This window comes from Micromonospora sp. IBHARD003, from assembly GCF_056106285.1.
The window spans coordinates 5,207,544-5,220,596 of record NZ_JBWBBX010000001.1 but is presented as its reverse complement, the minus strand read 5'-3'; the positions used below and the strand labels follow the sequence as shown (position 1 = coordinate 5,220,596).

15 protein-coding genes are annotated in these 13,053 nt (G+C 68.4%); 3 read left to right on the top strand and 12 right to left on the bottom strand.

The window, feature by feature from the left end; translation table 11 throughout:
* Window positions 1-145: 145 nt before the first annotated feature.
* Entirely contained in the window at window positions 146-511 is a 366-nt protein-coding gene (locus ACTWOL_RS23265; protein WP_474298690.1) for a hypothetical protein, read from the bottom strand.
* A 128-nt stretch (window positions 512-639) separates the two neighbouring features.
* Window positions 640-1,614, bottom strand: coding sequence for an AraC-like ligand-binding domain-containing protein (locus tag ACTWOL_RS23260; protein ID WP_474298689.1), 975 nt, complete (start codon window positions 1,612-1,614; stop codon window positions 640-642).
* Window positions 1,615-2,058: 444 nt separating this feature from the next.
* Here ACTWOL_RS23260 and ACTWOL_RS23255 point away from each other — a divergent pair, with 444 nt between their 5' ends.
* The gene (locus tag ACTWOL_RS23255; protein WP_474298688.1) at window positions 2,059-4,350 is read left to right on the top strand and encodes a peptidoglycan recognition protein family protein; all 2,292 of its coding nucleotides are present in this window, start codon (window positions 2,059-2,061) and stop codon (window positions 4,348-4,350) included.
* Between the two features lie 41 nt (window positions 4,351-4,391).
* Here ACTWOL_RS23255 and ACTWOL_RS23250 read toward each other — a convergent pair whose 3' ends face one another.
* The gene (locus ACTWOL_RS23250; protein ID WP_474298687.1) at window positions 4,392-4,832 is read right to left on the bottom strand and encodes an ATP-binding protein; all 441 of its coding nucleotides are present in this window, start codon (window positions 4,830-4,832) and stop codon (window positions 4,392-4,394) included.
* On the bottom strand, window positions 4,829-5,035 hold the full coding sequence (locus ACTWOL_RS23245) for a hypothetical protein (RefSeq protein WP_474298686.1): 207 nt from the start codon (window positions 5,033-5,035) through the stop codon (window positions 4,829-4,831). The genes ACTWOL_RS23250 and ACTWOL_RS23245 overlap by 4 nt, the downstream gene beginning before the upstream one ends.
* Window positions 5,036-5,208: 173 nt before the next feature.
* Between ACTWOL_RS23245 and ACTWOL_RS23240 the strand changes: the two genes are divergently transcribed.
* On the top strand, window positions 5,209-6,063 hold the full coding sequence (locus ACTWOL_RS23240) for a helix-turn-helix domain-containing protein (RefSeq protein WP_474298685.1): 855 nt from the start codon (window positions 5,209-5,211) through the stop codon (window positions 6,061-6,063).
* Window positions 6,044-6,322 (top strand): DUF397 domain-containing protein, encoded by a 279-nt coding sequence (locus ACTWOL_RS23235; protein WP_474298684.1) that lies wholly within the window; start codon window positions 6,044-6,046, stop codon window positions 6,320-6,322. Before ACTWOL_RS23240 ends, ACTWOL_RS23235 begins: the two co-directional genes overlap by 20 nt.
* A gap of 107 nt (window positions 6,323-6,429) precedes the next feature.
* On the opposite strand, the gene ACTWOL_RS23230 is transcribed toward ACTWOL_RS23235, so the two are convergent.
* The 8 genes from ACTWOL_RS23230 to ACTWOL_RS23195 all read right to left on the bottom strand — a co-directional run bounded on the left by ACTWOL_RS23230 (window position 6,430) and on the right by ACTWOL_RS23195 (window position 12,999).
* Entirely contained in the window at window positions 6,430-6,987 is a 558-nt protein-coding gene (locus ACTWOL_RS23230; RefSeq protein WP_474298683.1) for a hypothetical protein, read from the bottom strand.
* A gap of 91 nt (window positions 6,988-7,078) precedes the next feature.
* Window positions 7,079-8,095, bottom strand: a complete 1,017-nt coding sequence (locus ACTWOL_RS23225; protein ID WP_474298682.1) for a hypothetical protein — start codon at window positions 8,093-8,095, stop codon at window positions 7,079-7,081.
* A complete protein-coding gene (locus ACTWOL_RS23220) occupies window positions 8,076-8,411 on the bottom strand; it encodes a hypothetical protein (protein WP_474298681.1) in 336 nt (111 codons plus the stop codon). The genes ACTWOL_RS23225 and ACTWOL_RS23220 overlap by 20 nt, the downstream gene beginning before the upstream one ends.
* Before the next feature lie 13 nt (window positions 8,412-8,424).
* Window positions 8,425-8,850, bottom strand: coding sequence for a hypothetical protein (locus ACTWOL_RS23215; protein WP_474298680.1), 426 nt, complete (start codon window positions 8,848-8,850; stop codon window positions 8,425-8,427).
* 249 nt (window positions 8,851-9,099) lie between these two features.
* Window positions 9,100-10,671, bottom strand: a complete 1,572-nt coding sequence (locus tag ACTWOL_RS23210) for an amidase (protein WP_474298679.1) — start codon at window positions 10,669-10,671, stop codon at window positions 9,100-9,102.
* Entirely contained in the window at window positions 10,668-11,891 is a 1,224-nt protein-coding gene (locus tag ACTWOL_RS23205; RefSeq protein ID WP_474298678.1) for an MAB_1171c family putative transporter, read from the bottom strand. The genes ACTWOL_RS23210 and ACTWOL_RS23205 overlap by 4 nt, the downstream gene beginning before the upstream one ends.
* 34 nt (window positions 11,892-11,925) lie before the next feature.
* Window positions 11,926-12,483 carry a hypothetical protein gene (locus ACTWOL_RS23200; protein WP_474298677.1) on the bottom strand — a complete coding sequence of 186 codons (558 nt, stop codon included), beginning with the start codon at window positions 12,481-12,483 and terminating at the stop codon, window positions 11,926-11,928.
* 36 nt (window positions 12,484-12,519) lie between these two features.
* Window positions 12,520-12,999 (bottom strand): XRE family transcriptional regulator, encoded by a 480-nt coding sequence (locus ACTWOL_RS23195; protein WP_474298676.1) that lies wholly within the window; start codon window positions 12,997-12,999, stop codon window positions 12,520-12,522.
* Window positions 13,000-13,053 lie beyond the last annotated feature (54 nt).

Sequence of the window (13,053 nt, the reverse complement as noted above, 5' to 3'; positions counted from 1 at the left end):
CATGGAAAACTCCCCCGTCCTCAGAAGATTACCTAGTGCCTTTGTAATGTGTGGAACCTGAGGCGTGTGTGATCGTTGAGTCTGGTATCGATCTCCACTCTGAACAGAATTGCCGAGCGTACCCACCTCAACGGCCGCGACTACCCTAGGAAATCAGGTTGAATTTCCGGCCGTCGTACTTCTCGTGCCCATTCTTCGTCAGGGACACCCTGATGCCCACTCGAATGTTCTCGGGCACCACACTTGCGAAACTCTTGCTCTCGCAGTCCAGATGGCCGTCATTCGTCTTGAGCGTGGCCAGATCCTTGTAGTCGCTCATCCTGAACAGGTGGATGCTGACGTTGTAGCCGTCCGCCTGTTCGTCGCACACCTTGATCCAGTCGCCGTCGTGCCCGAAGGCTCCGACTCCGCCGGGGTCGTAATCGGTGGTGTAGACCCAGCCGCTGTTCGTTCCGGCGCTGCTCGTCCCCGGCGATAGCAGCACGGCGGCGAATGCCATGAGAATTGCCATGACCCAACGTGGCTTCCGCATCGTTCTCCTTCGGCTTTTTGGCCGGTGGGTGCCAGTGCGCTTCTCACGATAGGCCGCAGCCACAGGGATTTCGTTAGCGCTGAGTGCACACCACATTGGCGATGCGTCTACTCGGCGATGCGCCGGTGGCGGTAGTCCCTGGGCGGGATGCCGTAGACGGTGCGGAAGGCACGGGTGAAGTCGGACGCGCGTGGGAAGCCGCAGCGGGCGGCGATGGCGTGGATCGGTGTGGTGCGCTGAGCCGGGTCGGCGAGGGCGTGGCAGGCTCGTTCCAGACGCCGGCGGCGGATCCAGGCCGCGATCGTTTCCTCTTCGTGCTGGAAGAGGCGGTGCAGGTAGCTGACGGAGATGTGGTGCGCGGCGGCGATGGCGGGCGGGGTCAGGTGCGGGTCGTGCAGGTGCTGCTGGACGAAGGCACGGATGCGTAAGACGAGCGCCTGCCGGCGGGTTTCCGGGAGGAGGAGGGTGGCGGCGTCGAGGGCATGAGCGAACAGCGCGGACAGCAGGTCCACCACGACCGTCCCCAAACGGGGTCCGTCGGCGGGCTGGTACGCATGGGTGCCGTTCGCCAGTTGAGTGAGCAGTTGTGCCAGCAGGGAGCCGAACCCGTCCTGCGCTGACAGCCGCAGCCGGGCCACGTGGTCGAGCTGGTTCCGGGGCAGTTGCAGCAGTGCTTTGGGGACCTCCAGCCCGACTCCCGTGTGCAGACCGCCGTCGTCACCCCCGTGGATGTGGACGGGCCGCGAGGTGTCGACGACGCACAGGCTGTCCGGACCGTACACGGCCTCTTCCTCGCCCCGGACGGCGCGCAGCGGCCCGCTCAAAGGCAGCGAGACGTGCAGCCCCTCGGGATCGGACTGCCGGATCAGTTTCGGCGTCCGCCGAAAGCACACCGGCTGGAAGGTCGTCGGCCACACCGATACGGCACCGAGGTCCAGCACACGCTGGGAAGCCCGAAAATCCGCCCAGTGGTCACTGCGCAGCTCCAGTGGAGCATGGGTCTGGCCGACCAGTTCGTGCCAGCCGTCGAACCGGTCTGCCGGAGGCAAGTCCTCGCTGCGGAATACCCTTTCGATCAGCATCTCGCGTCCTCCCCGTCTGTCGAGTCCCTGAACGCTTTACCCCTTTTCCCTCTCTCGGAAAGGGGAGTGCGTGCCTGGTTCTCGCTCCACACTGTGCGCAGCTCATACAGGGCGTATTCGGATGATTCGACAACCGCTGCCCGTCCGAAGAGGACAGCGTGCCGCCGTCGAACGCCCGGGTCAGCGGCAGGTGGTGGTGGTTGACGACCGCGGCGTCCCGGCACCGCAAAGGACCTTTCGCCGCAGCCACGCTTGCGGCACCTCCGCTCCCCTCCGCCCCTCTCCGGGCCCGCCGAGCCCCGTCGGCCCGCGAATGTGACGCTCTGTCAGCCCCCTTGCGGCACGCGGGGTGTGATGAATCCCGGCCCCTGTGCGCTGAGGTAGATGCTCGACCCATTTAACATCCGCCCGTACCACAGTGAACGTAGGGAATACGTACCTTTCATGAGATCTCGCCGCATCTGGGTCACCAGTGCCACCGCGGTGGCCGGACTCGCCGGAGTGCTCGTCTTCCAGGGAGTGACCGGCCTGCCATGGGCCGACGCCGGGACGGAGGGAAAGGCCGGATCGCCCAAGGCCATATCCCGAACGAATGACTTGGACGTGGACGGCGACGGTCGCAGCGCCTCGCTCGGCGAGCGCGACACCGAGCCGTTCAGCATGCTCGGTGTCACCTGGACCGATCCGGCCGCACGTGTCACCGGCACCGTGGAGGCCCGCACCCGCGCGGTGGGCTCCGGCAAGTGGTCGCACTGGCTGAAGCTCGGCGGCGACAGCGGCCCCGGGGAGAGCACGGCGCGCCGCGGCGGGACCGACCCCGCGTGGGTGGGCCCGTCCGACGGCGTGGAGGTCCGGGTCACGGCGGACGGGAAGACCTCGTCGAAGCTCCCGGCCGGGCTGCGCCTGGACATGGTCGACCCCGGCCGGGGAAGCGTCACGGGAATGGACCCCGCCGCGTTCACCGTGGACGAGAGCGCGACCCCGACTGCCTCGTCGGAGCCGCCCGCTCCGCAGGACACCCCGCCCCCGGCCTCCTCGTCGGCACCGGCCGACGAGCCGACCACCCCGGCGTCGACCGACCAGCCGTCGGATACGCCGTCGACGAGCGCCTCGCCCTCGGAGTCCACCGGACCGGGCGAAACGGCCTCTCCCTCGGCCTCCTCTTCGTCCTCGCCGACCCCCACGGCCAGTGTCCCGACCGCGCCGCCGTCCACCGTCCCGCGCCCGCCGATCACCTCACGGGCGGAATGGGGAGCGGACGAATCGATCAGTCCGGAGGAGCCGGGCTACCTCCCCGGCGAGAAGATCAAGGCCGTCGTGGTCCACCACACGGCCGAGAGCAACACCTACACCTGCGCCGAAGCCCCGGCGGTGGTGCGGGGCATCTACACGTACCACGTGAAGCAGCTGGGCTGGAAAGACATCGGCTACAACTTCCTCGTCGACAAGTGCGGCACGGTCTACGAGGGCCGCAAGGGCGGCGCCGACCTGCCCGTGCTCGGCGCGCACGCCTACGGCTTCAACACCGAGACGACCGGCATCTCGGTCCTCGGCACCTACACCGACACCGCTCCGCCCCAGGCGGCCCTGACGTCGGTGGCCCGGGTCGCCGCCTGGAAGCTGGGCCAGTACGGCGTCAGCCCGACCGGGACCACGACGCTCACCGCCGGCGACAGCGGCCAGAACTACTTCGGCAAGACGTGGGCCAAGGGCGCCCAGATGACGCTGCCCACGATCCACGGCCACCGCGACGGTTTCAACACCCAGTGCCCCGGTAACTCGCTCTACGCCCAGCTCGGCACCATCCGCAACCTGGCGGCGGGCCCGGTCACCGGACTCGCCATCAAGTCCGTCACCGGCGCCGGTCTGTCCGGCACGACGTACTACACCAAGGCCGGCATCACGGTCGGCTGGTCGGCCTCCACCCCCAGCTCGCTGATCAGCACGTACGAACTCCTCGTCGACGACAAGGTCGTGGCGTCGGCCGCGGGCTCGGCCACCTCGGCGAAGGCGACACTGACGGCCGGCACCCACAAGGTGACGGTCCGGGCGACCCACCAGTCCGGGAAGACGGCCACCTCCGCGGCGGCCACGGTGATCGCCGAGACCACCGTACCCACCTTCACGACGAAGCCCTCGCTCGCGCTGCGCACGGGCACGGTGAGTACCACGGCCGTGCCGCTCACCCTGTCCTGGAAGGCGAGCGACAGCGCGGCGCTGAAGGAAGTGCGGCTGACCGCGCCGCTCGCGAAGACGTACGGCCCCACGGTCGCGAGCGCCGCTCACACCGCCAAGTCCGGTGTGGCCACGGCCTGGAACATGACGGCCTACGACCAGGCGGGCAACACCGCGGCCGCCTCCGTGTCCGGCACACCGGTGATCCTCCAGGAGTCCTCCGCCGTGCGCAGCGGTACCTGGTCCACTCGCTCGTCCACCAGCTACCTCGGCAGCGCCTCGTACTCCAGCGCGACGAAGAACGCCTCCCTGACATGGACGTTCACCGGCCGTTCCGCGGCCTGGGTGGTCTCCCGCGCATCGACGTCGGGTCAGGCGTACGTCTACGTGGACGGGGTGAAGGTGGCGACGGTGGACCTCAAGTCCACCACCACCAAGTACCGGGACGCGATCTGGACGAAGACCTGGACGACGTCCGCCAAGCACACCGTCAAAATCGTGGTGGTCGGTACCACGGGCCGTCCGACGGTGACGACCGACGGGCTCGTCTATCTGAAGTAAGGGGGCCCCGGCCCCGCCGGGACCCCTGCTGACGCTGCCGCTCACCCGGAACCCGGGTGGGCGGCAGCGCTCTTTCGTGGCCTTACCGGTGAGGGGAACCCAGCCTCGCCGTCCGGCAGTTCACACCAGACGGTCTTGGTGCCGGGGCCCTGCTCCACGCCCCAGCGCACAGCCAGGGCATCGAGCAGAGCGAGCCCTCTGCCCGTCTCGTCGCCGCCGGTGGCCCGGCACACGACGGGCAGAGCCCGGGAGTCGGGATCCGTGACCTCCAGCCGGATACGGCCGCCGTCGCCACGGGAGACGCGGACGGCCACCGGCACGCCCTCGCCGAGATGGCGGACGACGTTGGTGAGCAGTTCGCTGACGCACAGCTGGAGATCGCCGCAGGAGCCGCCGATGTGGGCACGCACAGCGTGACGGACCTCGGGCACGGCCTTCGGTGTGGCGAGGAGCTCCAGGGTCAGCGGCGGCGTCGCACTCATCGGGCGGCTCCCGCGCGCAGCGCGGCAACCAGCGCGTGGGCGGTGGTCAGATTGCAGTTGCCGAGCGCGATGAGCGGCGGACTGCCGGAACGGTCCGCGAAACTCGGCAGATCGACGCCGAGGGACGGCAGCGTGATGCCGTGGGCGGCGAGGGCGGCACGGAGCTGTGCGGTGCACTCGTCGGCTCCGGTGTCGTCGTGCATGGGGGTACGCCTTTCCTGTGCGCTCTGTGACGAATCACGCACACAGTGACGTGAAAGGGCTTACCGTGGGAAGGGTTTGGATTCCCGTACGTGAACGGCGTGCATGTGTGGCGCGGTTGGGACCCCGCGGGAATCACCGGGAACGGTCGGGTAACAGCACCAGGCGGTGAACGATGGCACGGCGCAAGGACATCGACGGCTCGGCGGGCGTCCCCACCTTCTACGGCAAGGAGCTGCGCTTCCAGCGGGAGCAGGCCGGGCTCACCCTCCAGCAGCTGGTGGAGGGCAGCTTCTACGGGCAGAGCCACCTCAGCGAGATCGAACGCGGGGAGCGCCGTATGCCGGCGGAGCTGGCGGAACACGTCGACCGGGTGCTGAAGACCGACGGCTTCTTCCGGCGCTGCTGCGAGGACGTGGGGCGGGCGAGGCGGCGGGGGCACGCGAAGTACTTCGAGCGGGTGCTGGAGGCGGAACAGCACGCGGAGACGATCGAGGATTGGAGTCCGACGCTCATTCCCGGGCTGCTGCAGACGGAGCCGTACGCGCGCGCGGTGGTGCGGGCGACGCATCCGACAGCGCCCGACGAGGCGGTGGAGGTGAAGGTCAACGCTCGGCTGGGGAGGGCCCGACTGTTCGAGGACGACCACCACACACCGGAGTACTGGACGATCCTGCCCGAGCAGCTGTTGCGCCAGTCGATTCTCCCGGCAGAGGAGATGGCCGAACAGCTGGATCGCATCGCGGCGTTGGCGACGCGCCGACGGATCGTTCCACAGATCCTGCCGTGGAACTGCGGCGCGCACCCGCTCATGATGGGGATGGCCATCATCATGACCTTCCCGGACGCCCCGCCCTTGGTGTACACCGAAGCTCAGTACAGCGGCGACACTATCGACGATCCAGCGCTCGTGAAGCTGTATCGCAAGGCATACGATCGGCTCAGGGCCGCCGCACTGTCACCCAAGGCGTCCCAGGCCCTGATCGAGGAAGCGGCTGAGGATTTCCGAAATGGCAAGCAACCACATTGACTTGAGCACGGCGGTCTGGCGCAAGAGCAGCCACAGCAACGGCGACGGTGGAGCCTGCCTCGAGGTCGCGGAAGGCTTCCTGGGTGCCGCCCGCTGGCGTAAGAGCAGCCACAGCAACGGCAGCGGCGGAGACTGCGTCGAGGTAGCCGACGGCCTCCCCGGTGTCGTCCCCGTACGCGACTCCAAGGTGCCCGACGGCCCCGTCCTCGTGATCCCCGCCGGAGCCTGGTCCGCCTTCGTCACCGCCGTCAAGGCGTAACCGCAGAAGGCGTCCTGGCCACCCGAGTTACCTCGGGCGGCCAGTCCCCGTCAGCGATACGCGCAGCGTGGCGCTGGCACTCCATGGCTGTCGAGCTCAGAGCAGGTTCAGTTGGCTTTGAGCCGAGGTAGTTCCGCGGGGAACTTCCGCGACTCCAGGCACTCACCGGCCGCGTACGCGTGCTTGGCCAGCTGATAGGCGAAGTCCATCAGCACCTGGCGGAGCTCAGCGCCTTCGACGCGGGTTTCCCCGATGGTCCTCGCCTCCACCACCAGCGAGAACGACTGGAGCGCCTTGTCGGCCTTCTTACGCGGTGGCGTGCAAGGAACATAGACCGATGCGAGGTTGGGCAGTGCGAGGACCTTCACATCCCCAGCCGATGCCGTAACGGGCTTGCCGTCCTGCTGCCCCTCGTAAAAACGAAGCCAGTTATTCACGGAAGCATCGCGAGATTGCGCCTCGCCAGAGATCGTGGAGTCATCGGTGCGCACATAACACCAGAACGTGAAGTCCCCGTCACTGGACGAGGTGAGCCGCCCCCGCTCCTTGGCCTTCCGCGCAGCTGGCAGCGCACTGGCCGCGGTTGCTCGTTCCACCGCCCCCGCACAAGGCCTGTCAGGCAGTCGGTCGAGCCCCTTGGTAAAGACCTCTATGTAGCCGAACACCCCTCCGACAGCAACGAGACAGCCGACGACGGCGGCTATCGCTTGCCTCTTCCGGTCCAATCGTGCGGGCTGTGTCACTCCTGCTCCCAACCTATGCACTCGGACGGGCATGGGTGTCCTCCAGCATTCCATCGCTGGTGTGCCGTCCCTCATTCAGCGCGTCGCGGATAAGATTCCTCGTCGCCTCGGGCTTCAGCTGGGAATCATGCCTTTCGATTGCGTCTAGCGCCGACTGCTGTGTCTGCAAAAGTGCGGATTTCTGCGACGCTTCAAGGCTCAGGCCAGAGGAATACAGGGATCTGTCCAACGCACCCTGCGCCTGCTGCCCTTCCGCGATCCGGTCAACAGCCATACCAGCGACCCCACCGAAGAACCCACTAGCCGCCGCTCCCGCTGCGGCACCGGCCGGACCCGCAGGAACAAGGGCAACGGTGCCCACCCCCACACCTGCAGCGATGACGGACTTGAGGAAGTCACTCTTACTCTTCAAGGCGTCGTTCTGGTCCTTTTCGACACCGAGCGCATCAGAGATTTCAGTATCCGCATTCGAATGCGCCACGATGCCCTCGATAACCCCAGCACTCTCGGCAACCGTGATATGCAGAGTCGGGTTAGCTATATGGGCTTCAAGAAGGCTTGACGTGTAGACGCCTTCACCGACGATAATGCCGGCTCTACCCATGGGGTCTTTGGAGACCTCGTACAGGAACCGTTTCGTGTCCGTCGTGCCGAGTTCGCCGTGTGCGGGACCATTGGTGAGCAAGATCGATTCCGTACCAGGGCCGGCTAGGGAGCGACTGATCTCCGGCATATAAGAGCTTGCCATGTCGCCAAGACTTTCCCCCATCCCCGCTTTCACGAGATCCGAGCCTCCATCCGGCTGCGCGACGGCATGCATGACGTTCGTCATGATCTCGACCTGCGTTTGACTGTGTGGCTTGGGCCAGGACCTCTCCCCGTCCCCAACCCCCGTAACCGCCGCCTCCAGCGCGACTCCCACTGACGCGCCACGCTCCGTGTATTTCGCACTCTGGAGCACATGCTCGAGCACGGACTTGTCATCGAAGGTGTTCGTCGCCGCTTCGGGGTTATGGGAGAGCGCCTCCATTGCCGGGAGCGTCCTCGACGAGCTTCTCCAGGTCCTTCTTGGCCGCCTGGAACTCGTTGTGGGCGTCCCTCAGGATGTTCCTGATGCTCGTCGCTTCCTTGAGCGCGTCTCCGAACTCCTTGGCCGTCTTCTTCACGAAAGCCTGGGTCACACCCGCGTTCTCGCCCGCCCATTCGGCCTTCTCAGCCTTCTTGAGCAGGCCGTTCACCGCCTTGTCCTCGGTCTCGGTCAACTTGGTGACCGTCTCGGACCAGTCCGTGACCGCCTCCTTGAGGCTGCCGAGTTTCGCGTGCAGGACCTGATCGAATGTCAACACGTGCGCCCCCACGTCACCTGAAGTGCTTGTCGATCTCGGCCATGGAGAAGTTGGTCACGAGGACTTCCTCGGCCTTCCCATGGGTGCTGACCGTGTCCTCGAGGTGATTGTGGATGTGCGCGCAGGCACTCAGCAGCGTCTCGCATTGCGTACGCCAGGTGTCCCAGGCGGTCCACAGAGCCGAACCCGTCAGAAACCCGTCCGCGTCCAGGCTGGTGGACGCCGTGTCGGTCGTGGCGCCCGCATGGAAGGCATCCGACTCGAACCAGTGGTACAGCATCTGGGCCTCGTTCCCGACGGCCTTCAGATCCGGGGACGTGACCTTGTAGTCCGCAGCCCCGACGCCACCCGGCGAGCCCCCGTCCAACGAATTCAGCCGCGTGCCCGCATTCGCCTTCGCAGCGGCGACGGCCGACGCCCACTCCTCGTCGAACGACATGATCCCCCTTGATCACAACCCAGCAGCATGTCCGGCCGCTCTGGCCGCCCTCAGCGTAGGAGGACGCACGTCGGGACCCCTACTCCGGCCCACAGGCGCACACGAAAAACACACGAACGTGCGGCAGGGTTTCGCACCTCAACTGCCGCTGCGGCCATGCCGGTTCACCCGGCCCGGCCCCCTCCGCTGTGCGGGCTCGCCCCGCCCCACCCCCGTGGGGGCAGAGCGAGCCCGGTCATGGGCGCCCGGTCACGCGGTGGACGCGGGCGGCTGGGCGGGGCCGGGAAGGTGCCGGGCCAGATGCCTGGCCACGTCGATCACCGAGCGATCGGCGAGGTACGGGCCGATGATCTGGACGGCCAGCGGCAGTCCGCCGGCGGTCTTGCCCGCGGGCATGACGACGGCCGGGAGACCCACGGGGCCCGCCAGGTTCAGCCAGGCCGTCTGGTCGAAGTACGGGCGCTTCTCGCCGTCGACGGTAATGAACCTCGCCGGGACCGGTGTGGACGTCTGGTCGTCGACGGACGGGGCGGGGACGGCCGGTGTGATGAGGACGTCGTGGGTGGCGAAGTAGTCGGCCCAGCGGCCGCGCAGTTGCTCGCGTTCCTCGTTCGCGCGCAGCCAGTCCCGGTGGCGCATGGTGCGCGAGTGCAGGAACAGGCCGCTCGGGTCGTCGGCGGGGATCTCGTCGGCTGCCGCGATGTCATCGGCGAAGCCTGCGTCGGTGGCCGTGGCGCTCGCCGTGGCGAACATGAGGCGCTGGAACAGCTTGTCGCTGCCGGCGAAGTCCACGGGCCGTGTGTCGTGGTCGACGGTCGCGCCCTCGGAGCGCAGGAGCCCGGAGATCTGGTCGAGGATCCGGCGGATGTCCTCGTCGGCGTGGCAGTACGGGTCGTCCCGCCACGTTCCGAAGCGGTAGTCCGCGAGCCGGCCGCGCCGTGGAGCGGGGAGGTCGATCCGCCAGGCGGCTGCCTCGGCCGGGGCAGGGGCGGCCAGGACGTCGAGAAGGACCTCGAGATCGTCGGCGTTCCGGGCGATCGGGCCGAGGGTGAGCATGTCGGAGGTGGTGAGCCAGCCCGGTGGCCGGGGGATGTGTCCGCGGGTGGGGACGATGCCCCCGCTCGGGCGCAGCGCGTACACACCGCAGTAGGCGGCCGGGAGGCGGAGGGAGCCCGCGAGGTCGGAACCGATCTCGACGCTCGTCATGCCCGAGGCGACGGCGACCGACGGCCCTCCGGAGGATCCGCCCGGGGTCTTCGTCTCGTCGTACGGGTTCCTGGTCGTGCCGAAGACCGGGTTCGAGGTCTGCAGGTCCTGGCACATGACCGGGACGTTCGTCTTGCCGACGATGACGGCTCCGGCTGAGCGCAGGCGAGCGACGGCGTCCGCGTCCCGGTCGGGGACGTGGTCGGTGAGGTCGGGGGAGCCGCAGGCGGTGCGCAGGCCCTTCGTCTCCAAGGCGTCCTTGACCGTGAGGGGCAGGCCGTGGAGGGGGCCGATCGGCTTGCCCGTCGTGGCCAGATGGCGGTCGGCCTCGTCGGCCGCCGCGCGTGCGCCGTCGGCGTCCAGGGTGATGACGGCGTTGAGGCCGGGATCGGTCTCGGCGATGTGCCGCAGATACTGCTCCAGCAGGGCGCGGCTGGTGATCGTGCGCCGGCGCAGCGCGGCGAGCTGTTCGCGGGCGGGTGCCAGGTGCAGGCCGGTGGTGCGCGGGGGCGTCGCGGCACCCGTGCGGGGGCGGGCGGCCGCGGACATGGTGGCCATGGACGCCGCCGCGGCAACGGCCATGGAGGCGATGAGCAGGGTGCGACGAAGGATCACGAACGGGCTCCTGTGGTGGCGCTGCGGACGTCGGAAGCGTTGCGGCGCTCGCTCGCGGGGGGTGTGAAGTACGCGGCGACCCGCTCGAGGTGCAGAAGTTCGTCCTCCGTGGTGGCGAGGGAGAGGTCGGCGTCGGCGAACTCGGCGGGGCTGTCGACGGGTTCGTCCGCCGCGTGCCGGATGAGGGCGGCGCGGATCTGGTCTGCGGTGACCGCAGCGACGAGTGCGGCTCCCGAGAGCCCTTCGGACGCGCGGCGGGTCTCCGCCCGGGCCCGTACGACCGGGTCGAGGTAGCGGCGCATCAGTTTCTGACCCTGGCGGATCTCGACCCGGCGGCGCAGCAGGGGGAAGTGGGCGCTGCGGCCGCGCAGCACGTCCTGACCCTGGCGGGCCGGGCGGCGCAGGGTGATGCCGGGGTCGGCCTGGTCGAGTGCGGACCACAACGGGCCGAGGCGCCGGTAGCGGAGGTGTGCGGTGGCCCAGCCGCGGACGTCGGCGGCACGCCGGGCGACGGTGGGGATGAGGTAGCCGATCTGGGTGAGCGTGGCACCGATGTCCCCGCAGGCCCAGGCGAAGTCGTTGAGGTGTCTGACGCTGAACCCCGCCTCCGCCCCGATGATGCCGGCGATCCGGATGCCGCTGTACCCGAGGGTGATGACCGCTCCGCCGGTCACGAGGCGCAGGCTGAAGGCGATCGACCGGTTGGTGGCTCTGCGCGCGTACGTCCAGCAGGACACCGCCAGATAGGTCTCGGCGACGCTGTACGTGCCGAAGTACAGCAGCACATAGGTCTGGAAGGCCGGGTCGTGCGCGTAGTAGAGGGAGAAGTCGGTGGGTCTGGTGGTGGCCGGGGTGAGCGACGCGAACAGCACCGCCATGGCGACGATGACCGCCAGGGCCGCGACCAGCAGGAGGCGGCTGCGGCGGCGGGCTTCGTCGTGCGGGCGGGACCAGTGGGCGAGGACGGTCGCCTGGAGGGCGAGGACGACGATCACGAAGCCCTGGGCGATCGGCACGACGATGTTCGGGACGCCGAAGAGGCCGTCGACGCGTACCCACACCCAGGTGAGGGAGACGGCGTAACTGAGCGCGGAGAAACCGTAGGTGAAGGCCAGGGCGACGAGCGCCGGGTCGCGGCGGCTCCTGCCCAGGTCACGCACGAGGACGAGGAACCCGGTGCCGGCGATGGCGAGGCAGAGGGGGTGGAGGATGTCTTTCACGGGGCTCTGTTCCGTCGGCTTCCGTCGGCTTCCGTCAGCGCAGCAACGTGCGGGCTATCGGGTCGGCTTCCCTGGCGTCCCGTGTCCGGGACGCGCTCACGTGTTCCTGCAGAAGAGACCCCAGCATCTCGGCCTCGAACTCCTCCGGTTCGTTGTAGCGGGTCCGCCCCAGGACGAGCTGCACCGTGGCGGGGTCGATGTCGGTGATCAGACCGCCGAGGCTGCCCGCGTCGACCGGTGCGTTGCCCCGGTGGCGCTTGAGCATGTGGCCGAACTCGTGGCCCACGATGATCTCGGCGTGTGCCCGGCTGATGGCGGTGTCGTAGAAGACGTAGTCGGTGTCCGCGGTGGCGAGCCAGAGCCCGCACGGGGCGGAGGCGTCCAGGGAGTCGGGGTCGGCGGGGTCCGAGGCGAACGGCATGAGCCGGATCGACCGGCCGAGGCGTTCCTCCATGAACGGCACCAGTTCCAGGACGCTGTCGACGGCGGGCAGGCCGAGGCTCTCGACGAACTCCCTGCTCCGGCGCTCGACTTCATCGGCAGCTGCGTCGGCCTCGCGGCCTGTTCCGCGGTTACGACGGCTGAGCCACATGGAGCTTCCCCCTCTCCTGAAGACACCGGTCGCTGCTCACGGCAGGTCCCTTGCGGGGTCGTCGGGCAGGCCTTCCTCCCTGCGTACGGCTTCGAGCGCGGCCAGGACCTTGCGCTGACCGGCGGCGGACACGCCCATCGACCGGAGCGCGATCTGTTCGACCCCGCCCTCCTTCAGCTTCCGCAGGATCTCGAACTGCGTCGTGATCTTCCGCGTGACCTCGTCCTCGACGAAGTAGGCGGCCTCCACGCCGAAGAAGCGGGCGAGGAGCGGCACGATGGTGATGGTCGGGGTCCGCTTGCCCGCGCGGAGCAGGCTGATGTGGGCGCGTGTGTAACCGTCCTCCCCGTACGACGAGATCGTGCGGGCCACATGGGCGTTCGTGTATTCCTCCGCCCCCGGAGGACGCACCCGGTCGAACAGGAAGTTGAGGCGGTCGCTGAAGGGAGCACCGGGGCCGGGGACGGGAACCGGTCGGGCCGTCTCCTGCTCTTCGGGCCCAACTCCCTGTTCCACCAATGCCGCACCCCCTCGGTCGGGCGTAACTATAGTTGCGCTCGTTGCGCGTAA

Excerpts from the sequence above, each read along its gene's own strand:
- ACTWOL_RS23265 (WP_474298690.1), bottom strand. The coding sequence starts at position 511 with ATGGCAATTCTCATGGCATTCGCCGCCGTGCTGCTATCGCCGGGGACG.
- ACTWOL_RS23260 (WP_474298689.1), bottom strand. The coding sequence starts at position 1,614 with ATGCTGATCGAAAGGGTATTCCGCAGCGAGGACTTGCCTCCGGCAGAC.
- ACTWOL_RS23255 (WP_474298688.1), top strand. The coding sequence starts at position 2,059 with ATGAGATCTCGCCGCATCTGGGTCACCAGTGCCACCGCGGTGGCCGGA.
- ACTWOL_RS23250 (WP_474298687.1), bottom strand. The coding sequence starts at position 4,832 with ATGAGTGCGACGCCGCCGCTGACCCTGGAGCTCCTCGCCACACCGAAG.
- ACTWOL_RS23245 (WP_474298686.1), bottom strand. The coding sequence starts at position 5,035 with ATGCACGACGACACCGGAGCCGACGAGTGCACCGCACAGCTCCGTGCC.
- ACTWOL_RS23240 (WP_474298685.1), top strand. The coding sequence starts at position 5,209 with ATGGCACGGCGCAAGGACATCGACGGCTCGGCGGGCGTCCCCACCTTC.
- ACTWOL_RS23235 (WP_474298684.1), top strand. The coding sequence starts at position 6,044 with ATGGCAAGCAACCACATTGACTTGAGCACGGCGGTCTGGCGCAAGAGC.
- ACTWOL_RS23225 (WP_474298682.1), bottom strand. The coding sequence starts at position 8,095 with ATGGAGGCGCTCTCCCATAACCCCGAAGCGGCGACGAACACCTTCGAT.
- ACTWOL_RS23215 (WP_474298680.1), bottom strand. The coding sequence starts at position 8,850 with ATGTCGTTCGACGAGGAGTGGGCGTCGGCCGTCGCCGCTGCGAAGGCG.
- ACTWOL_RS23200 (WP_474298677.1), bottom strand. The coding sequence starts at position 12,483 with ATGTGGCTCAGCCGTCGTAACCGCGGAACAGGCCGCGAGGCCGACGCA.